The 20831-nt window shown below is 63.8% G+C and carries 17 protein-coding genes and 1 pseudogene; 7 read left to right on the forward strand and 11 right to left on the reverse strand.

Features of this window, described 5'->3' with window-relative positions; all coding sequences use genetic code 11:
• Nucleotides 1-25: 25 nt before the first annotated feature.
• The 3 genes and pseudogenes from gfo6 to xacF all read right to left on the reverse strand — a co-directional run.
• A pseudogene (gene gfo6 / locus C489_RS17895) lies at nucleotides 26-853 on the reverse strand (D-xylose 1-dehydrogenase Gfo6); the annotation flags it as partial.
• A gap of 212 nt (nucleotides 854-1065) precedes the next feature.
• Nucleotides 1066-2241 (reverse strand): mandelate racemase family protein, encoded by a 1176-nt coding sequence (locus C489_RS17900; RefSeq protein ID WP_006432756.1) that lies wholly within the window; start codon nucleotides 2239-2241, stop codon nucleotides 1066-1068.
• A gap of 644 nt (nucleotides 2242-2885) precedes the next feature.
• A complete protein-coding gene (gene xacF / locus C489_RS17905; RefSeq protein ID WP_006432757.1) occupies nucleotides 2886-4325 on the reverse strand; it encodes a 2,5-dioxovalerate dehydrogenase in 1440 nt (479 codons plus the stop codon).
• Between the two features lie 111 nt (nucleotides 4326-4436).
• Here xacF and C489_RS17910 point away from each other — a divergent pair, with 111 nt between their 5' ends.
• The gene (locus C489_RS17910; protein ID WP_006432758.1) at nucleotides 4437-5303 is read left to right on the forward strand and encodes a fumarylacetoacetate hydrolase family protein; all 867 of its coding nucleotides are present in this window, start codon (nucleotides 4437-4439) and stop codon (nucleotides 5301-5303) included.
• A gap of 350 nt (nucleotides 5304-5653) precedes the next feature.
• Entirely contained in the window at nucleotides 5654-7042 is a 1389-nt protein-coding gene (locus tag C489_RS17915; RefSeq protein ID WP_086009379.1) for a GntP family permease, read from the forward strand.
• 681 nt (nucleotides 7043-7723) lie between these two features.
• Here the strand turns inward: C489_RS17915 and C489_RS17920 are convergent.
• On the reverse strand, nucleotides 7724-8959 hold the full coding sequence (locus C489_RS17920; RefSeq protein WP_049891034.1) for a mandelate racemase/muconate lactonizing enzyme family protein: 1236 nt from the start codon (nucleotides 8957-8959) through the stop codon (nucleotides 7724-7726).
• Between the two features lie 75 nt (nucleotides 8960-9034).
• Nucleotides 9035-10078, reverse strand: a complete 1044-nt coding sequence (locus tag C489_RS17925; RefSeq protein WP_006432761.1) for a zinc-dependent alcohol dehydrogenase — start codon at nucleotides 10076-10078, stop codon at nucleotides 9035-9037.
• A gap of 108 nt (nucleotides 10079-10186) precedes the next feature.
• Between C489_RS17925 and C489_RS17930 the strand changes: the two genes are divergently transcribed.
• Nucleotides 10187-10960: an SDR family NAD(P)-dependent oxidoreductase gene (locus C489_RS17930; RefSeq protein WP_006432762.1), complete on the forward strand. Its 774-nt coding sequence runs from the start codon at nucleotides 10187-10189 to the stop codon at nucleotides 10958-10960.
• Nucleotides 10961-11155: 195 nt separating this feature from the next.
• Here the strand turns inward: C489_RS17930 and C489_RS17935 are convergent, their stop codons facing one another.
• Nucleotides 11156-11920 (reverse strand): IclR family transcriptional regulator, encoded by a 765-nt coding sequence (locus tag C489_RS17935; RefSeq protein WP_006432763.1) that lies wholly within the window; start codon nucleotides 11918-11920, stop codon nucleotides 11156-11158.
• Between the two features lie 1039 nt (nucleotides 11921-12959).
• Here C489_RS17935 and C489_RS17940 point away from each other — a divergent pair.
• Together C489_RS17940 and C489_RS17945 are read left to right on the forward strand one after the other, a co-directional pair.
• Nucleotides 12960-14264 (forward strand): MFS transporter, encoded by a 1305-nt coding sequence (locus C489_RS17940; RefSeq protein ID WP_006432764.1) that lies wholly within the window; start codon nucleotides 12960-12962, stop codon nucleotides 14262-14264.
• A gap of 674 nt (nucleotides 14265-14938) precedes the next feature.
• Nucleotides 14939-16000, forward strand: a complete 1062-nt coding sequence (locus C489_RS17945; RefSeq protein WP_006432765.1) for a zinc-dependent alcohol dehydrogenase family protein — start codon at nucleotides 14939-14941, stop codon at nucleotides 15998-16000.
• Nucleotides 16001-16424: 424 nt separating this feature from the next.
• Here C489_RS17945 and C489_RS17950 read toward each other — a convergent pair whose 3' ends face one another.
• Entirely contained in the window at nucleotides 16425-16670 is a 246-nt protein-coding gene (locus C489_RS17950; RefSeq protein WP_006432766.1) for a glutaredoxin family protein, read from the reverse strand.
• A gap of 142 nt (nucleotides 16671-16812) precedes the next feature.
• Between C489_RS17950 and C489_RS17955 the strand changes: the two genes are divergently transcribed.
• Both C489_RS17955 and C489_RS17960 read left to right on the forward strand, forming a co-directional pair.
• Nucleotides 16813-17823, forward strand: coding sequence for a Gfo/Idh/MocA family protein (locus tag C489_RS17955; RefSeq protein ID WP_006432767.1), 1011 nt, complete (start codon nucleotides 16813-16815; stop codon nucleotides 17821-17823).
• A 370-nt stretch (nucleotides 17824-18193) separates the two neighbouring features.
• Nucleotides 18194-18409 (forward strand): hypothetical protein, encoded by a 216-nt coding sequence (locus C489_RS17960; RefSeq protein ID WP_006432768.1) that lies wholly within the window; start codon nucleotides 18194-18196, stop codon nucleotides 18407-18409.
• 106 nt (nucleotides 18410-18515) lie between these two features.
• On the opposite strand, the gene gvpM is transcribed toward C489_RS17960, so the two are convergent.
• From gvpM to gvpJ, 4 genes are read right to left on the reverse strand one after another with little or no spacing between them, the layout of a single operon-like run.
• On the reverse strand, nucleotides 18516-18845 hold the full coding sequence (gvpM, locus tag C489_RS17965) for a gas vesicle protein GvpM (RefSeq protein ID WP_006432769.1): 330 nt from the start codon (nucleotides 18843-18845) through the stop codon (nucleotides 18516-18518).
• Complete coding sequence (gvpL, locus tag C489_RS17970; RefSeq protein WP_006432770.1) at nucleotides 18842-19801, reverse strand: gas vesicle protein GvpL; 960 nt, start codon at nucleotides 19799-19801, stop codon at nucleotides 18842-18844. Before gvpL ends, gvpM begins: the two co-directional genes overlap by 4 nt.
• Nucleotides 19798-20142: a gas vesicle protein K gene (locus C489_RS17975; protein ID WP_006432771.1), complete on the reverse strand. Its 345-nt coding sequence runs from the start codon at nucleotides 20140-20142 to the stop codon at nucleotides 19798-19800. Before C489_RS17975 ends, gvpL begins: the two co-directional genes overlap by 4 nt.
• A complete protein-coding gene (gvpJ, locus tag C489_RS17980; RefSeq protein WP_049891036.1) occupies nucleotides 20139-20759 on the reverse strand; it encodes a gas vesicle protein GvpJ in 621 nt (206 codons plus the stop codon). The genes C489_RS17975 and gvpJ overlap by 4 nt, the downstream gene beginning before the upstream one ends.
• Between the last annotated feature and the right edge of the window lie 72 nt (nucleotides 20760-20831).

Raw genomic sequence — 20831 nt, forward strand, 5'->3', positions numbered from 1 at the left:
CTCAGAGATGTGTATAAGAGACAGCGATCTGGCCGTCCGTCCCCGTGATCTTGAGGTGCGTATCCTCGTGGGCGTTCTGGCTCGAGGTCGAGGTCATCTGGATGTCGTCCTCGAAGCGCAGCAGCGACGAGGACCGCTCGTCGGGCACGTCCCCGAACGCTTCGTGGTTCGAGGCCATCTCGGATTGCACGCTGACGGGGTCGCGATCGAGCAGGAATCGGGTGGTGTTGATCGAATAGATCCCCAGGTCCATCACCGAGGTCCCGTAGCCGCTCAGTTCGGGATCGAGTCGCCACTGGTCCGGATCGGGGATCATCTCGAGCAGGGGTTGGGTGTTGTGGCCGTAAACCGAGACCGGCTCCCCGAGGAAGCCGTCCGCGATCAGTTCGCGGGCCCGCCGAACTGCGGGGTCGGTCTGCATGCGGTAGGCGATCATCAGCGGGACGGCCGCGTTCTCGCAGGTCTCGACCATCGCTTCGGCGCGCTCGACGGTCGACTCCATCGGTTTCTCACAGAGGATCGCCTTGTCCAGTTCGGCCGCGGTTTCGACGTACTCGAGGTGGTAGGCGTTGGGCGTGCCGACGTAAATCGCGTCGTAGGCGTCGCTTGCCGCGCCGTCGTGGAACTCGTCGTAGCTGATGCCCTGGGCCACGTCGTTTTCGTCCGCGAGTCGGGTCGCTTTCTCGGTCGAACTGCTGACGAGGACCGAGACCTCGCCGAGGTCCGACGATTCGATCGCTGGGAGCGCGACGTCGATCGTCCACCAGCCGAGCCCGATCAGGGCGTATTTGACGGTCCCGCTCTCGGTCGTCTGCCACGTCCGCTCCTCGTACTCGTCGAGCCAATCGATCATGCTCCCCTCTATACCCCGATCTGATAAAAAATGACCGATGACAGTGTGTGACGATGGCAATGACGGCGTTCGGTAGCCGCGGTACGAGTCGGCGTCGGCGGTTCTGCCTTCTTCACCGATCGAGATCTGCACCAGTCAGTAGAAGAGGTGAACGAATCGAAAACGGCGCTTCAGGCCTCGAGGGATCGAGTCGACGAGGGCGATCCGATCGACTACTCGTAAACGTGAACGCTACCGGTCCCGTTCTCCTCGATGTACCCCCAGTCGTAGTCGACGCCGAGCCCCGGTCCGTCGGGGACCGGGACGGTGCCGTCGTCGTCGACCGCAGCCATCAGATCGGAGTAGCCGCCCTGATAGACCGGTGGCTGGGTGTTCTGGCAGTCGGGGTGGACCAGCGCCAGTTCGTAGTAGTTCGAGTTCCGGCAGGCGGCGATACAGTGCCGTTGGGCCGGCCCGGGTGCGTGAAACTCCACGTCGAGGCCGAACGCCTCGGCCATCCGTGCCACTTTGATCGCGCCGGTGATCCCGGCGTCGTACTCCGGATCGGCCCGCAGGAAATCCGTCGCCTCGTTGGCCGCAAAGTCGGACTTGCTCTCGAGCCCCCGGACGTGTTCGGTCTGGAGGATCGGCGTCTCGAGTTTCCGGGCGAGCTTTCGGTGGGCGTGCTGGGAGATGCCGCCGTCGCGGAACGGGTCCTCGTACCAGAAAAAGCCCGCCTCGTCGAGCGCGCGCCCGAGCTTGAGCGCGTCGGCGAAGGTCTCCAGTTCGCAGGCGGGGTCGTGCATGAGATCCATGTCCTCGCCGACGGCGTCGCCGACCGCGCGCACGGCCTCGATCTCTCGAGTCAGATCGCGAGCGTCGTCGCCGCCGCCCCAGCCGTGGATTTTGAACCCGCCGAAGCCGCGGTCGCGACAGTCTTCGGCGAAGTCGGCGAACGCGGCGGGCGAGTCGAGGCCGCCCGCGTCGTCGCCGTGGTACGTCGAGGCGTAGGCGGGGATGCGCTCGCGGTAGGTGCCGAGCAGTTCGTGGATCGGCGCGTCGTAGTACTTGCCCGCGAAGTCCCACAGCGCGATGTCGATGGGGCCGATTCCCATCCGATCGTACTTCCGCAGCGCGCGTTTGACCTCTGACCAGTGTTTTTCGCGCTGCAGCGGGTCCTTGCCGATGAGGTACTTCGCGATGATGTTGTACTGGGCGGCCGCCGGCGAGTTCCCGCCGACGTACTCGCCCGTGATTCCCTCGTCGGTGTAGATCTTGATCCCGAAGAGCTTCCGCATCGTCGTCTCGCCGGGCTCGTAGACGAGGTTGAACCCGTGCTCGTCGGTCCCCACGTCCTCGAGGGGGTATTCGAACTCCCGGCTTTCGATTTTCGTGATCGTCGGTGTCATGTTCGTCACCTCTCCCGGGGACCAAATAAATATTTGGCGTTGCGGTTCGCCGTCGACGGGGTTATCGCCAACGGACTGTTCCCACTGCCGGATCGCCGTTCAGTAATAGGAAACGCTCGTTCACGAGAACTGTGCGGTGGATAGTAGAGCACACCGCTCCGAGCGGAGGAAACTACCGCTTTTGGGGGCTCTCGACGCGGAACCCCACTTTGCGGCCACATACTATTGAATGGACTATCAATAATTGCTGAACGATCGTGACGCTGATCAACCACTATCGATGGGTCAGTGCTTCCATCTACTCCCGCAGACTCGTGACGGAAGTCACCGTTTCGAGCCCGTTTTTCGGCGAATGAGCTGGTATCGACCCACACGGATTACAGCGTTATGGGTGTGACGGGAGCGGTGGTCAGTCCGAATACACACTACGCTGTTCAGTATTACATAACGGGCGACCGATCTTAGCAAACGTGGCTGGACGGCACGATACGCCGGTTGGTGGCGGTCGAAAGGCTGAACCGCTGGCCCTCACTCGGTGTGGCGCGATACTGGACGCCGTTCTCTCATGCACTCAGTGCGCCACCTGATCGATACCCGATCGCTGAAAAAGAACGTCTCGCCTGCGACTCGAGCGGGGGAGCCGATCAGTAGTTGTCGTAGACCGTCTTGCTGATGCTGTAGAAGTCGAGTCCGGCGTCGCCCTGCTCGCGGTAGGTCTCGCTCGAGGAGTCTTTCATGCCGCCGAAGGGCACGTGGAGTTCGAGGCCGGTCGTCTTCTCGTTGATTTTGACGACGCCGGCTTCGATCTCGTCGACGAAGCGGTTGGCTTCGGTGTGGTCGTCCGTGACGACGCTCGCGGAGAGCCCGTAGTCGACATCGTTGGCGACGGCGAGCCCCTCGTCGAAGTCGCTGACGGGGATGACCGCCAGGACCGGTCCGAAGACCTCCTCCTGTGCGAGACGCATTTCGGAGTCGACGTCCGAGAAGACTGCGGGCTCGACGAAGTAGCCCTCGCGGTCGAGTTCGCTGCCGCCGAACTCGAGGGTCGCGCCCTCCTCTTGGGCGATATCGACGTACTCGAGCGTGCTCTCGAGTTCGGATTCGCTGACGTGGGGGCCCATGCCGGGGTCGTCGAGCCCGTGGCCGTGGTCGATCGCCGCGGCTTCGTCGACGACGGCGTCGACGAACTCGTCGTAGACGTCCTCGTGGACGATGGCGCGGGAGGCGGCCGTACACGCCTGCCCGGTCACGCCGAACGCGCCGTCGGCGACGATCTGGGCCGCTTCCTCGACATCGGCCGTGTCGCTGACAAGGGTCGGGTTCTTGCCGCCCATCTCGAGCTGGACGCGCTTGCCGTCCTCGGTCGCGGTGTCGTAGACGGTGTTCCCGACCGCCGTGCTGCCGGTAAAGGAGATAGCGTCGACGTCCTCGTGGCTGGCGATCGTGCCGCCGACCTCGCTGCCGGGACCGGTGACGACGTTGAGCACGCCGTCGGGCAGGCCGGCTTCCTCGAGTGCGCTGGCCATCTCGTGGACGACGCCGGGTGCGAGCGTCGCGGGCTTGATGACGACCGCGTTGCCCGCGGCGAGGGCGGGCGCAATCTTCCAGGCCGGGATGGCGATGGGGTAGTTCCACGGCGTGATCAGGCCCGCGACGCCGAGGGGTTCGGTTTTCGTATAGAGGTTCGTGTCTCGAGCGCTCGAGCTCTTGACCGTGCCGCCGATGTCGCTGGCCTTCGAGCCGTAGTAGTGGAAGATGTCGATCGCGCGCTGTACTTCACCGCCGGCCTCGCTTCGGGTCTTGCCCTCTTCCCGTACGAGGAGTTCGGTCAGCTCGTCCTTTCGCTGATCGAGGAGCGAGCCGGTCTTCGCGAGGATTCGGCCGCGCTCGGGGCCGGGCGTCGAGCCCCACTCGTCGCTGGCTGCACTCGCCGCTTCGATCGCTCGCTCTGTGTCCTCGGCATCGGACTCCGGATAGGTCGCGACGACCTCCCCGGGGTTTGCGGGATCGATCGTTTCGAACGTTTCGCCGGTGTGCGATTCGGTCCACTCGCCGCTCACGTAGTTCAATCGCTGGTCTGCCATACGTGTGTACGTCGTCCCGTTCGCTCATAATTCTTGCCGTTCCGCCCCTTCGACGCGGGTGGCTCAGCCGGGGACGGGACATTTATAGTGGTTTAGGTAGTTGGTGCCTGCATGCGGTATCAGCGCCTATCGACTGGCGACCAGTATAGACTAATCGCTGTCGACGACGGGACAGCGTTCGATCTGACGGCCGTCAAACCGCGGCTGGACAGCTTCGGGGACCTCGCGGCGGCGGCGGATATCGCGGGCGTCGGCGTCGACGAGTTAGCGAGCGAGATCGCGGACGAGGCACCGACGGTCTCTCCCGACTCGCTTTCCGACGGAACGCTGCCAGTCGTGCCCGAGGAGGTCTGGGCAGCGGGTGTCACCTACGAAATCAGCGAGGAGGCCCGAGAGGAAGAGAGCGGGATGCCCGAGATGTACCTGCACGCCTACGAGGCCGATCGGCCGGAAATCTTCTTCAAAGCGACGCCGAGCCGAACGGTCGGGCCGGGCGAGGCCGTCGGGATCCGCGCGGACTCTACGTGGGACGTTCCCGAACCGGAACTCGGAATCGTCCTCTACGACGGCTCGATCGTCGGCTACACGATCGGTAACGATATGAGCAGCCGCGAGATCGAGGGCGAGAACCCACTGTACCTACCCCAGGCGAAGATGTACGAGCGCTGCTGTTCGATCGGTCCCTGTGTCACCTCCGCCGAGGAGATCGGCGATCCCCACGAACTGACGATGTCGATGGAGATCTCCCGCGACGGCGAGGTGCTCTACGACGACGAAACCTCGATCGGCAACATGGCTCGTAGCTGCGAGGAACTGGTCGAACATTGGCGGGATCACGACGTGGTGCCCGAACTCGGCGTCTTGCTAACCGGCACCTCACTCGTGCCCGACGACGGCTTTACCCTCCAGCCCGACGACGAGGTCCGCATCGAAATCGACGAGATCGGCGAACTCTCGAACCCGGTTATCGAAGTCTAATCGATACCGATATCTCGAGGCCCGGCCAGCCGAACCGACCCAGTCGTCGCTCCTCTGTCCAAATTCGGTCCGCGTCCCGCTCTCAGTCGGGTGGCGCAGTTACTCGAGGCCTGGGCCGACGGCTCGATGGGTCCGTGCTCGGGGAGAACGGGAGCGCGGCTGGCGAAATCGGGGTGGGAATCGCCGACCGAACCGACTGTGAGTAGGGCTCGAGACGACGATTGGAAGCGTTACTCCCGCAACCGTCCGCTGTGGAGCTTTAACCGATTTTATTAGGGTTGTTATTTCGCTACACGAGTTTGGAATCATTAAAAACTATAAAATATAACGGTTATCTATACCGGACTGTGATGCTCAATAGCACTGTATTGCAGTTGGGTGGGCAAGCACCCCTCGTCTCGCTTGTCGCAGGTATCGTCGCAATCATCCTATTGCTCGTCGTGTTCGACTTGCCGGCGTTTGTCTCGCTCGTTATCGCGGGATTTACCGTCGGGATCGTCGCACCGGAGGTCGCCTTCGCCAGCGTTCCCGGCGAGTTCGCGACGGCGTTCGGTAACAACATGGCCGGGATCGGTATTCCGATCCTGATGGCCGCGATCATCGGCAAAGCGATGGTCGAAAGCGGCGCTGCGAACCGAATCGTCCGCGGGTTCACGAGCGTGTTCGGCGACGAGAACACGGAACTCTCGCTGTTCACTAGCAGTTTCGTGATGTCGATTCCCGTGTTCTTCGACAACGTCTTTTACCTGCTCGCGCCGCTCGCGCGGTCCGCTCGAGCGCGTGTCGGGAAAAACTACACGCTGTACATCGTCGCGGTCGGTGCGGCCGGCGTCGTCACGCACGGGTTCGTGCCGCCGACGCCCGGTCCGCTGCTCGCCGTCGAGGAGTTCGATGCCAACCTCGGGAGCACGATCATGATCGGCGTGCTCGTCGGCATGCCGACCGCGATCGTGTCGGGGCTGGGATACGGCTACTGGATCAACCGCCGCCTCGATATTCCGCTCCGCGATTCGATGGGTACGACCGTCGAGGAACTCGAGGCCCAAAACGAAGTTTCGACGAGTTCGCTGCCGAATATGTTCGAGGCGCTGCTGCCGATCCTGCTTGCCGTGCTCCTCGTGACCGCGGATACGACGGCACAGACGCTCGTCGGTGAGAACGCACCCATCACGGACATAACCGGCTTCTTCGGCGACCCGAACCTCGCGCTCACGGCGGCCGCCCTGGCCGCGGCGCTGACCTACTACCGCATGAGCGACCTCGGCAGTGACGCGTTCTCCGACGAACTCACGGAGGCACTGAAAAGCGGCGGGAACATTGCCGCGATCACCGCGGCCGGTGGCGCGTTCGGTGCGATGTTGCAGGCGGCCGGTGCCGGGATGTACATCGCCGACAGCCTCGAAGGGATCGGCCTCGGACTGCTCGTGACGGCGTGGGTGATCGCCGCCGGCGTCCGCGTCGTCCAAGGGTCGGCGACGGTCGCGATCGTCACCACCGCGGGGATCATGGCCCCGCTCGCGAGCGGCCTCGACGTCAACGTCGCCTACCTCGTCATGGCCATCGGCGCTGGCGCGTCGTTCTGTTCGTGGTACAACGACTCCGGCTTCTGGATCGTCAAGGAAATCGGCGGACTCACGCAGGCAGAGACGCTCAAGACGTGGACGGTCGCGACGACTCTCATCGGGCTCACGGGCCTGCTCAGCACGCTCATCTTCTCGACGATCCTCCCGCTCGCCTGAGTCGTCTCGTCGCGTTCGAAACGTAGTTGTCCCGCAGTCACACTCCTTTTTCGACCCGTCCTCGAAAACGCTGATTCGCCTACGGGAGGACGCCGTCGGCCGTCCCGGTAAACGCCAGTCGACGGTTCTTCACCGCCGCTCCGCTCTCGGCGTCGAAGAGATGGATCGCCGCTTCGGGGAACTCGACGGTGACTCGATCGCCGTCGCTGACAGAGGGAACACCCTCGGTCGTCGCGATGAACTCCTCGTCTGCCGTCGCGCCGGCGAGTCCGGGCGCACCGCTTGCTGTGATCTCCGTAATATATGTCTATCTATCGATTCTTCCCACCTAATTATCATTGTCAACAATGGGAGCCCATGCTACCACTGGAATATAAAACTGCGTATCTCCCATGGTTATCTGAGGTCACTACTCGTCGTCTCGACGGTCCGAGCGCAGCAACAGCGCTCTCTCGTGTACAGGCCCAGCCCGTCGGCTGGTAGAACAGTAATCGGTGCGAAGGCGAGTAGTGGGACAGACCCTCGCACTCGTCGTTGACGGCCGATTCAGTTTCGGCTCGTGACGCAGACGACCCGCTCGAGGTCACGCCTCGTCAACCGACGCAACGCTCCGACTTGCGAGCACGGAAGCGCTGGCTTCATCGAACGACTCGGACTTTGCTCGGTAAGTTCGACTCCGGCTTACGCCTCGTCAAACATCTCGGCACCGTCTGCCAAATGCTCCTCGACGGCGTCGAGGTCGAGCGTGATCCCGAGGCCCGGCTTCTCCGGCACTTCGGCGTACCCGTCCTCGATGATGTCCTCCTCGACGAGGTCCGACCACCAGCCGAGTTCGTAGGAGTGGTACTCGACGGCGAGCGAGTTCGAAATGGACGCACCGACGTGGATGCTGGCCATCGTGCCGATCGGCGAGGAGACGTTGTGCATCGCGACCGGGACGTAGTACATATCCGCGAGGTCGGCGATCTTCCGCGTCTCGCGCATGCCGCCGACGCGGGGCACGTCGGGCGCGACGATGTCGACGGCCTGTTCCTCGAACAGGCGGCGGTTGCCGTGGTTCCGGTAGACGTTCTCGCCGACCGTAATCGGCGTCGAGGTCCGCTTGGTGACCTCCGCCTGGACGTCGTGGTTCTCCGGCGGGATCGGGTCCTCGAGCCACCACACGTCGTACTCCTCTAAGCGATCCGCGAGGCGGTGTGCGCTGCCGGAACTGAACGACCAGTGGCAGTCGAAGGCAACATCGGCGCGGTCGCCGACGCGCTCGGTGACCTTCTCGACGATTTCGGCCTTGTGTTCGATCTCGGGGCCGCGCAGGTGGCGGTTCGCGCGGTCTTTCTCGTGGCCAGAGGGAACGTCGAGGTCGAACTTCAGGGCGTCGTAGCCGAGATCGTCGACGACGCGTTCGGCCTCGTCGGCGCAGGCGTCGGGATCTGCTTCGTCCTCGGTGTGGCAGTCACAGTACATCCGCATCTCGTCGCGGTACTTGCCACCGATGAGCTGGTAGGCCGGCACGTCGAGGATCTTCCCGGCGACATCGTGCAGTGCGAGTTCGATGCCCGAAATCGCGGAGATCGCTTTCCCGGCGATCGACCCCTCGCCGGAGAGCTTCTGGACGAGGTGTTCGTAGAGACGGTCGATATCGAGCGGGTTCTCGCCCTCGAGGAACGGGGCCATCCGCTCGATGATCTCACGTTCGCCGGCACCCCAGTAGGATTCGCCGTTGCCGACGAGGCCAGCGTCGGTGTAGACTCGGACCAGCGTCCACGGATAGTTCCCGTCGACGATGGTCGTTTGTACGTCCGTGATCTCGACATCGCGCGGCCCGCGTGAGTTGGAAACGCCCATCGTCTCCGCGGAGAGGTCCCGCATCGTATACTCTGCGTTCGGGTCGGATAGCTGTCTGTAATCCATCGACAGTCATGAATTACGGTAGGCACTACTAAATCTTCCGTCTGCAACGGTCGCCGGCCGAGAAAAATATCGGCGAGCTAGTTAGTTTCGCAGGGCAGACACGTCGAAGACCGGTTTGCAGGTCCCGCCCTCGATGAAGGTCTCGAACGCTTCGTCGGCCTCGAGCAGGCTGAATCGATCGTCGATGAACGTCTCGGCATCGACGTCGCCCGTGTCTATCAGGCGCAGCGCGTTCTCGAAGTCCTCGTACTTCGACGCGTAGGAACACTGCAGGTCGATCTCCGAGCGGACGAGCGGCGAGTAGGGCATCGATGTCTCGCCGGTCTGTCCGATGAGGACGATCTGGCCGCCCTTCCGGACCTCGTCGACGGCCGACGGCAGCCCCGACGGGTGTCCCGTCGTGTCGAAGACGACATCGTAGCCGATGCCATCAGTCAGTTCGTCCCGGACGGCGTCGAGGTCGTCGTCGGCCACGTTGACCGTCTCGAACCCGAGTTCTTCGGCGAGCGGGAGGCGGTAGTCGGCGTCCTGGCCGACGCCGCTGACGACGACTTCACCGCCCTGTGCGCGGGCAACCTGGGCGGTGAGGAGGCCGATCGGACCGGGTCCCTCGACGAGGACTCGCGTGCCGGCGCGCACGCGAGAGTTCTGGATGACGGCGCGGGTAGCGATGCTGGTCGGTTCGACCATCGCCGCGTGTTGCTGTTCGACGCCGTCGGGGACGGCGTGGAGCGCGTCTTCGGGGACGGCGACGTAGGGCTCGTAGGCACCGTCGTGGTCGACGCCCGTGATGACCGAATTCTGGCAGACGTTCGATTCGCCGATCTCGCACTGGTAGCAGTCGCCACAGCCGCGGATCGGACGCTCGACCACCCGATCGCCGACCGCGAACTTCGTCACGGCGTCGCCGACTTCGACGACGCGACCCGAGTACTCGTGGCCGATGACGGTCGGCAACTCCATCCGCTCGAACGCCGACTCGAACTCGTAGATCCCCGCATCGCTCCCACAGAGACCCGCGTAGTCGACTTCGATCAGCGCCTCGTCCGGTTCGGGTTCGGGCCGCTCGCGATCGACGAGTTCCATGGCTCCCTGGCTGCGACTGGTTTTGGCTAATCCGCGCATGATACCGTCTCGTTCGTCCGCAGTTATAATTCTGCGGGATTCCTCATCGGCTGATCGCTCTCGCTCGAGAGGGCAAACATAATGAGGGCGGACGGTCTCGCTTGCGGTATGGTCGAGTACCAACATAGCCCGGTGACCGTCAGTGGCAAACGAGCCGTCGTCATCGGCGGAACAAGCGGGATCGGACAGGCAATCGCCCTCGGTTTCGCCGAGGAGGGTGCCGACGTTATCGCGACGAGCCGCAGCGAGGAGAAAGTCGACGAAACCGCAACCGAAATCGAAGCTCGAGGGGTCGAGACGGCGCGGATCACCTGCGACGTCACCGAACCGGACTCGCTCGAGGCCGTCCGCGAAACGGCGGTCGAGGAACTCGGCGGCATCGACGTCGTCGTCGCGTCGCAGGGGGCGATCTCCCGGGCCTCGGTCCAGGACATCACCGACGAGGAGTGGGACTTCGTCACCGACGTTGCACTCGACGGCGTCCGCCGCGTGACCCAGGCCTTCGCCCCGGCGATGGACGAAGGCGGGTCGATCATCAACATCTCCTCGCTGACAGCACAGCTCTCGATGGCGAACCTGCCGGCGTACACGGCCGCCAAAGGCGGCGTCGAAGCCTTCACGCGCGCTGCCTCGAAGGAACTCGCGCCCGATATCAGGGTCAACGCGATCGCGCCCGGCTTCGTCATCACGCCCCAGAACGCGGACACGTACGCCGAGGGAACCGAGAAACGCGAGCGCATCGACGAGCGAACGCCGATCGGCCGGGTTGCCGAGCGCGAGGAGATCGTCGGCCCGGCGATCTTCCTCGCCAGCGACGCCGCCTCGTTCGTGACCGGCGAGGTCGTCACCGTCGACGGCGGCTTCTCGGACAGCGCGTTCTGACCGGCGGCCTCGGAGCGGTTCGATATCGTCCACGCATATCCGTTGTCGGGACACGTCGCCACTCTCGTCGATCGCGGGACCCTCGAGAGCGCGGCGGTAGACAGCGTAGCCGCATGACATCGACCGCCACACTCCGTTCGCCATTGCTGAACAATGGTTTGTGTGGGACGGTGACGAGGCGGTCGTAGCGACCGGTCAGGAGTACGTGAGGTTCAGTTCGATGACGTTCGCCGCGCTCTTGAGGAGTTCTGGGAGGTCGGACTCGAGTCGTTCCCCTTTCATCCGGCTCGTCGGCCCGGCGACGCTGAGCGCCCCAATCGGTCGGTCCTCGAGGTCCAGAATCGGTACGGCGGCACAGCAGAGGCCGCCGATACGCTCCTCGCGATCGAATGCCACGCCGCGGTCGCGGATCTCCGCGAGTTCGTCTTTGAGTTCCCCGCGATCGGTGATCGAGTGTTCGGTGTCGGCCGACATCCCGTGATTATCGATGATTTCGTCGACGCGGTTCTCGGGTAGGTACGCGAGAATCGCCTTCCCGAGGCCCGTGTTGTGCAACGCGACGCGGTGGCCGGTCCCCGCGGCGACGTTGACGGCTTGGTCGCCGCGAACCCGGCACACGTAGACGCCTTGCCCGTGTTCCTCGACGAGCAGATTGACGAGTTCGTCCGTCTCCTCGGCGATCGACTCCATCTCGGGTCGGGCCGTCTCGTAGAGGTCGTCGCGCTCGCGGACGTACCGACCGAGATCGAGAAACCGGAGCCCGAGGTGGTACGTTCCGTCTTCCTTGACGACGTACTCCTCCTGCTCGAGCGTGCTGAGATAGTTGTAAACGCTACTTTTCGGGAGATCGAGTTCGTTCGAGAGTTCGGTCACGCCGGCCCCGTCGAGCCGACGCAGCGTCTGGAGAATGTCAAACGTCGTCACAACCGACTTGACCGGATTGTTCGCTCGCTTGCCCATACAACGGCTAGTAGACGTTTCCTATAAATATCTATGTGTTCATCATTCCCGAACGGCGGGTCGTATGTACAAACCGCACTTTCGGATCACCGCCTGCTGGTCGCCGTCCGAGATTCGATATTTGCCCCATTGGGACACCGCAACCGTCCCCGTCCGATTCGAAGGGCGTTCAGCTATAGAGAACACCTGTTCTGATATAGGGTGTTGCACTAGTGACCATCATCCGAATCGGTCTCGAGCGTTGTGTCCTCGGGTTCTCTCGTCCCCTCCCTCATCGAATTTCGAGAGAACCAGTGTAAAAACGGCCTCGAGAAGGGGATCACGTGGGGCACTGTAACAGAATCGTGCCATCCAATTGTTTTTCATTACATAACGCTCGTTTGTTCCTGACGGGTAGTCGTATCGAGTTCGGCGTCCGTCTCTCCGTCGTGGCCGAACGCGGGACGGAACCGCTGATGAGTGGGTCGTGTCCGATACGGACACGGCTTCCATGCGACCATCGGTTCGTACCGAATTGAGCAGTGCATTACCGCAAACTGATTACAAACCTATGGGCGTAATACCTTTATCGGCATCGTGATTCGCCGTTGATCGATTCGTGTCGGAGCATAGTCGCACCTAGAATCATATCCTTGCATATAGTATATTGATACCGATATTTGTGGTATATTGCTATGGTATATGATGTGAATTACTGTTCAGATGTATCTTTATTCCGATAAAGACATAGAATATACCTCTATTTCTGTTCTATAATCCTCTATACGTCCACTATATATCTTGTTTGAACCCGAGAAGGTGTATCAAATACCATATTGTTGTCTGAAACACTCCATGTTCTGTTACTACATGTAGTCGTAAACAACACGATACACTCACCACCGTTGGACGCACCAATTTCGGCCATCGTAGCCGGCAAGCGCAATTGGTGGCCGACAGGTGGTGAACGATCGGCGACTCGAGCCGTGAACGGTGCGTTGAAGTCCGCGCGTTCGAAATTGCGTTTCAGTATGGACGACTCGGAGGGGCGGCAGCGGCCATGAGCGAGGGGTCGACGGCGGAAAGCGACTATACGTCCGGCGAGATTCGGACAATCGCGCTCGCGGTCATCTCGGGGATCTTCTTCGGTGGCGTCGCGACCGGCGTCGCGTTCCCGACCCTGCCGTTGCTCGACGAGAAACTCGTCATCTCCGCGGTCATGCTGAGCGTCATTCTCTCGGCGAACCGCATCGCGCGGCTGGTCATGAACACGCCGGCCGGGTCGATCATTGACCGCGTCGGCGCGCGGACCCCGATGATTTTCGGGCTCTTCACCCAAGCGCTCGCGCCCTTCGGCTACATCGCCGGCCTGAACGCACCGCCGACTGTCATCGGCTCGCTCCCGCTATTCGGCGAGGTGTCGCTGCCGGGGCTGATCTTCGTCCTCTCGAGGCTCTTCTGGGGGATCGGCAGCGCCTTCGTCTTCATCGGCGCGTTCGCGACGATCACCCACGTCACTACCGCGGCGAATCGGGGCCGATGGGTCGGCTACATGCGCGGCGGCCAGTCGCTCGGGTTCCCGACCGGGCTCATCGTCGGCGGCGTCCTGACCGACATCGCCAGCATGCGGATCGCGTTTTTCGCCGCGGGCGTGCTCGCACTGCTCGCCGGCACGATCGCCACGCTCGTCCTCCCGGACGTCCACAGCGGCGCGGAGACCCAGTCCGCGAGCCTCCGCGAACTCCCGTCGCTGCTTGCCGGCCGCCCCGTCGTCCTCCTAATTGGGTTCGGCAACTTCACCGTCCAGTTCCTCTGGGGCGGCGTCATCCTCTCGACGCTCGCCCGCTACGCGAACGTCTACGACCTCGAGATCGCCCTCCTCAGCGCGGCGGGGGTAAGCGGCGTCGTCATGGCACTCGGCGTCCTCACCTCGGGGGCGACGACGCTCGGCACGAGCTGGATCTCGGACCGGATGAGCGATCGCACGCTGTTGACGATCCCGGCGTTTCTGTCGATGGGCGCGGGATTCCTGCTCATCGGCTACGTCCCCACGATCGAAGCGTTGCTCGCGGCGATCGCCCTCATCGGCGGCGGGATGGGCGTCGCAGCCCCCGCGCTGATGGCGATTTTGGGCGATGTCACCCCCGGCGACGAACTCGGGCGGATGGGCGGGGTCTACAACGTGATGGGCGATATCGGCCTCAGCCTCGGCCCGCTCGTCGCGATCCCGGCCGTCGACGGCTGGTTCGGCTACCAGTGGACGTACGTGCTCTGTGCCGCGCTCGTGGCGAGCTGCCTGCTGGTCGTCTCGCTCCCGTTGCTGCGCGATCCCGAAGTTACGACCGCCGCGGTGAAGGCCGATTGAGCATGTTCCAGACTCCGTCGTGGCGATCGGTATGTACTGTTGGCGGATACGTTGCTAAACATTTGTTTTCTTATAACAGGCGAATATAGTCTTAGTTTAAACAGATCTGCTAGGTGACAGTGGCGTGTGCATAGTAGATCGGTTCTTCGCGATTCCCAAGTCCCAAGCACAGTTCTATGGTGTTCTGAGGTTTGAAATCGCAATTAATGGGCGAGAAGTGATCACCGAACGACGTTTCGACCCCCGCCGCGATCCGAAACTACTGAAGACCGGAAAAGATGCTCTGATGGACCAAGACATATGGAAAACTTCATATTTACTGTTTTTGACCCCACACCTTAATAGACGTATATGTCTAATATGGATCTATTATTGGAAGCTGCCATATGCTCTGCAACCAGGGATAGCAGTACATCGATATCGAATCCGGCCAGAGACGACCCACACGAGTCGTGCTATAGACCGACCCGACCGTCCAACTCGGACATAATCGCCTTCTGACTCATTTCCGATTCGTTGTTTCCGCACTCACTGTATCCTTCGTATTCAGTCCGAGAGCGGTCCGTTTCCGACAATTGGCTACCGAGACAACAGTAGAAAACTTACGGTCGATTTATGATAAATCGACTTCGGTTCGGCCACACTTTTATACTCGTTGCTACAACTCTTCAACCATGAAAGCAGCCGTCATCGAGGAACACGGGGAACCACTCGCGGTCAAAGACGTCGACTACCCGGACCCGGCTCCGGATCAGGTCATCGTCGAAACCGAAGCGTGCGGGGTCTGTCGCAGCGACTGGCACGCCTGGCAGGGTGACTGGAACTGGATCGGTGCCGGCGTTCCGGAAGGCCAGATCCTCGGCCACGAGCCCGCGGGCATCGTCTCGGCCGTCGGGGATGACGTCGAAACGCTCGAGGAGGGCGACCGCGTGGCGGTGCCGTTCCACCTCGGCGACGGGACCTGTACGCACTGCCGCGAGGGGCGAGCGAACAACTGCGAGACCGTCATCCCGCTCGGTCTGTCGGAGTACGCACCGGGGGCGTTCGCGGAGGCCTTCCCCGTCCGGGAAGCCGACTTCAACTGCGTGAAACTCCCCGACGAGGTCGACTTCACCGAGATGGCCGGGCTGGGCTGTCGGTTCATGACGGCCTACCACGCGCTGGCCGACCGTGCGAACCTCCGACCCGGCGACTGGGTCGCCGTCCACGGCTGCGGCGGTGTCGGCCTCTCGGCGATCCACATCGCGCAGGCGCTGGGCGCACACCCGATCGCGATCGACGTCCTCGACAGCAAACTCGAGCGAGCCGAGGAACTCGGTGCCGTCGAGACGATCAACAGCACCGAGGTCGACAGCGCCCCGGCGGCAGTCCAAGAGCTCACCGGCGACGGTGCCGACGTCTCGATCGACGCGCTCGGGATCGCCGAGACCTGCCAGAACTCGGTCAACAGCCTCGGCACCCGCGGCAGCCACGTGCAGGTCGGGTTGACGACCGGCGAGGAAGAGGGCCAGATCGACCTCCCCGTCGACGTGATGACGATGCAGGAGATCGACTTCCACGGCTCCTTCGGCATGCCGCTGGTCCGCTACGAGGAACTGTTCAACCTGATCGCACAGGGTACCCTCGAGCCGAGCAAGATCATCGGCGAGACGCTGTCGCTCGAGGAGGCACCGGAGACGCTGGCCTCGATGGACGACTACGAGACGGTCGGCATTCCGGTCATCACGGAGTTCTGAGCGGGCTTCGGGGTTCGAAACCGTACGATCGCCATCAACCGCGCTGTTTTCCGACGCGAGCCACCGGCTGTCAGGTGTGAGTACATCGAGAACCTGCGAGCCGTCGCTTTCGGTTCGATCGTGAAACCCGGGCGGGGCGGGAACCGCCCTGGGCGTGAGAGACATGAGCGTACTCGAAGTGGGGGCGAGACCACGTCCGAGCGATCCGGGCATGAACGCACGCAATCGGCTGGTCAGCGCGTCGTATCGGCCGAGCGTGTACCCGGCGGGGTCGTTCCTCCCCGCATGGTGGCCAACGTGCGGTCCGGGTATTGTTATGCGGGCGTTTGGGGAGCCGTAGCCAACTCGGTCCGCTTACAGGCACCGTCTAACTCGGTCGTATCCCCGTTCTACGGGCCGATCTCTCGCGTGTGCCGACTCGCGGTCAGGCGAGTGTCCGCTCGACGTACTCGAGAATGTTCTCCGATTCCGCCATCGTCACGCCGTGGCTCTCGTCGATGAGCACGGGAACGGCCCGCTGTCCCGAGACTCGCTTGACCTCGTCTCGGCCGGAGTGAAGCGCCGGGACCTCCTCGCGCTCGTAGTCGATCCCCGCCTCTTCGAGGCGGTCGGTGACGGCCTCGCAGTACGGACAGCCCTCGAGGACGTACATCGTGATGTCGCTTGCCATACGGGGGAGTTCCCGGCGCGGACGGAAAGGGTTAGCGGCGGGTCGCCTCGATGGGCCGGAAACGACCGTCGGCGATCCGCCAGCGGTGATGCTTGCCTGCGACGACTCCAGATGGATACCACTGGGAATCGTGGCGGACGGTATGAGCGGCGGCGCGACGCCACGTCCGCTTCGGCTCGGTATCGTCGGTCTGGGGTACATCGGAACCACCGTCGGCGGCCAGTTCCACCGCCATCCGGACGCGACCGTCCGGGCGATCTGCGATCTCGATTCGGATCGCCTCGAGCGGGTTGGCCGGGAGTTCGACGTGCCCGACGACCGCCGGTACGCCGAGTACGCGGCGATGCTCGAGGACGGAGCCATCGACGCGGTCCTCGTCGGGACGCCCCACACGCTGCACTACGAGCAGGTCGTCGCCGCCCTCGAGCGGGACTGTCACGTCTATTGTGACAAGCCACTGACGACCGACCTCGAGCGGGCGCGCGACCTCGCGAATCGGGCCGAACGGAGCGATCGGACCGTCATGGTCGGCTATCAGCGTCACCTCCAGACGGCGTTCCGAACGGCCCGTGACCGGTTCGCCGACCGCGACCCGACGTGGCTGACCGCCTCGATCACGCAGGGCTGGATCGACGACTCGCGGGGCACGTGGCGACTCGATCCCGACCTGTCCGGCGGGGGCTTCCTGTACGATACGGGCAGTCACGTCCTCGACGGCGTCCTCTGGACGACCGGCCTCGAGCCCGAGTCCGTCGCCGCGAGCATGGACTTCCACGACGACGAACAGCGGGTCGACCGCCGCGCCCACCTCGACGTCGCGTTCGCGAACGGGGCGACCGGGACGTTTTCCTTCCACGGCGACGCGCCGTCGGTCCGCGAGCACGTCCACCTCTGGGACGACGAGGGCGCGGTCTACCTCGAGGGCACGCAGTGGGGCTCCCGGGACGTCCGCGTGATCGATTCCGACGCCGGCGAATACGTGCCGTACATCGACCCTCGAAACGAACAGTCTCGTGCCGCAGCCTTCCTCGAAAGCGTCGACGAGGGGGCCGACCCGCCAGCGACGGTCCGGGACGCGCTTCGAGTGACGGCGCTGACCGAGGCGGCGTACGACGCGGCGCGAACCGGTGATCGGATCCCGGTCGACCGCTGAGAGTCGCCTCGAGAACTGGCGATCGACCGCCGAGCTTCGTCGCTCAGAGCGGGCGAGGATGTCCCGATTTCTGTCGGTCGATCCGGGTCGAAAGACGGCCACAATGGTGGCTGTTACTAGCGACGTTTCAGGAGGAAAGACGGTTTTTCGTCGGGCCAACCACTGCATAAACTCCGCGTTCTGACACCGGTGCAGTCTTGCGATTATGGGGTAATTACCCGCGGCCGACCGTCTTCGAACGGCAGCGAGCGTCGACCGGGGGCACCCCGTTGGCCCGAGACGAGTGCCGTGGCGGTAAGGGCGTTATAGTCGCGTTCCCCTTTCGGTTACAAGCCGGATAACTACAACCGGTCGTGGCTATCGAACGGGTATGATCACCTGCACTAACTGCGAGACCGCCCAGTTCCTGCAGATCACGCAGAGTCGCGTCTACTTCGAGGACGGCGAGATGATCAACGAGATCTCCGAGACCTACGAGTGTACCCTCTGTGGCGGGACGGGCCAGTACGTCTACGACGACGACAGCGACGAGGAGACCGTCACCGGCGACGTCGAACACACGACCGAGCGCCCGAAGTACGCCTGACCGCCGGCCTCGAGCAGGACCCAGCCAGTCCGACGGCCACCGCTCCGATCAACGGCCGTTTCTCGCGTCTCGCAGGCTCCGGACTCGCCGCCTCGAGTCGCTCCGCTCATTTCGCCGCGTCGTTGCCGTCTCGATTCTCTCCGTCCTCGTGAGAACTGCCGACGCCGAGTTCGGTCATCCCCTCGAGTGCTGAGTCCGGCTCGGGCTCGTCGTACTGGCGGCGGCTGACGGCCGCGCGCCGGCGCTCGGCGTCCCACTCCTCGAAGAGGCCGTACTCGGTCATCGTTTCCATCCCGGCGATGGCCGCCGTGAGCTTGATGCCGACGAGCGGAATCTCCGCGACGGAGACGATCACGTCCGCGCGGAGGATCGCGCCGTCCCTGAGCAACACGTCGAGCACGTCGACGAGCGCGTCGTCGTCCTTTCGCGGTCTCATGGCTGTGGGTTCGCGCTGTCCCTCGCGGTCGGGGTCCCGCCGTCGTCACCGCCGCCCAGTTCCGGCGCGAACGTGTACGGCGGCCACGGCCCGGTGAACCTGACCTCGAGGCCCTCGTTTGCGGCCACGTCGTCGAGTATCGAGCCGATCGCGCCCTCGTCGTCCTCGTGGGCCAGCAGCGTCAGGCGACAGAGCGTCTCGCCGCCGTCGTCGTCGCTCGAGTCGTCCGTTCCCGTGCTATCCGTCACGTCGTCGGACAGTTTCGCGCTCGGCGAGCGCTCGAGGGTGTGGACCTCCCGCGCTTCGGCGGCCAGCCGCTCCTCGACATCGGCGGTCAGCGACTCCCGTCGTGCCGCCCGGAGTTCCGTGAGCCGCTGGTCGAACTTCTTCTCGAGCAGGAACGCGGTTCCCTCCCTGGAGTCGCCGATCTGGTCGTCGAGTTCGCGCAGCCGTTCGTCGCGCTCGATCAGCGACTCGTCGCTGATGGGGTCGATCTCGACGACCTCGACGCGGTACTCCCAGTGGCCGGCGAGCCCGTCGAGGGCCTGCTCGAGGGTGTCCGATTCCTCGCGGAGCCACTCGCGGACGCGGTCGTCGTCGCCCCGGAGGATCGTGTCGAACTGGAAAGGAATCGGGGTCCCGAAGGCCTGTCCGGCCTCGTCGACGACCGTCTGGTGGCGGACGAGCCACCGCCTGACCTGTGCGAGGTTCGCCGAGTCGTAGATGCCGTCGCAGGCGTGGACGACGGCACCGATGCCGTCCTCGACGACGACCGAGACGGACTCGCCGTCGACGCCGGTCGTCTCGAGAGCCGCCTCCTCGTCGGTCCGAACGATGCAGTAGAGATATCGGCCCTCGTCGATCGACGGCGGCTCGGCCGACTCGCCCGCTTCGGGATTCTCGAGGCCCCGTTGTTCGGAGTCCGCAGCGGGGCCGCCGGAGCCGTCGCGGCTCATTCGTCCTCACCTCCGAAGACGGAGTAGCCGGGTTTGCGCATGGCCGTCGGCTCGCCTTGGAGCTGCTCGATCGCGTCGTTGACCAACCCGTCCAGGTCGCCGCGGAGGTCGTCGACGCCGTCCTCGATCCCCTCGTCTTCCTTGAGCTGGTCGATCTCGGCCTCGATCGTCGCGAGCTGTTCGCCGAGGCGTTCGATCTCCTCGTCCGAGAGGTTCCCCGACTCCATGCGGCGGACCGCCTCGCGCTCGAGGGCTTCGATCAGGAGTTCGACGACGGTGATCACGAGGGTGACGAGCCCCTGCCGCGCGTCTTCGCCGTCGCCGACGTCGATCGTGCTCACGACTCCTCGCCCTCCGTCTCGGCTTCCGCGGCGGCCTCGTTCGCTTCGGCGTTGCCGTCGTCGGGTTCTCCCTCGTCGTCGCTCGAGGCCGCACTCGAATCGTCGCTCGCGTTCGCGTCCGATTCCGAATCGTCACTGAGCAGGTCGAAGCCGCCGCTGGTGGGCCGGTCGGGATTCGGTCTGGCACCGAGGCGTTCGCTCACCAGTTCCTCGTCGCCGACGGCCAGGTCGCTCTCGCCCGACTCGCCGTCCCCGCCGTCGGTTCCAGTGCTATCGGCGCTGTCGGGACTCGATTCGGTCGCCGCGTCGTCTTCCGCGGTCACGTTGACGCCGCGGGTCGGGTCGATCACCGGGTTCGGTCGGTCCGCCTCCGCGAGTTCGGGCTCGTCGACCGCTTCGGCGACCCGCCGCATGTCCGTCCCTTCCGGGAACTCGAGGCCGTACTTCGCCGCGGTCTCGAAGGAGGCGATCGCGGCGCGCAGTTGCACGCCGAGCAGTTGGGTGTCGCCGATCGAGACGGCGATGTCGGCGTTGATGACGATCCCCTTGTCGAGCAGCATCTCGACGACTTCCGCGAGGTCTGCCTTCTGCCGGCTGGGCTGAAAGTCATCCGGCACTGCGATCACCTCCGCGGGGGACCAGCCGCTGGTTGCTCGTCCGTGTCGCACAGCCGTTCTGTCGTCCTGTTT

The sequence above is a fragment of the Natrinema versiforme JCM 10478 genome (assembly GCF_000337195.1).
GTDB lineage: Archaea > Halobacteriota > Halobacteria > Halobacteriales > Natrialbaceae > Natrinema > Natrinema versiforme.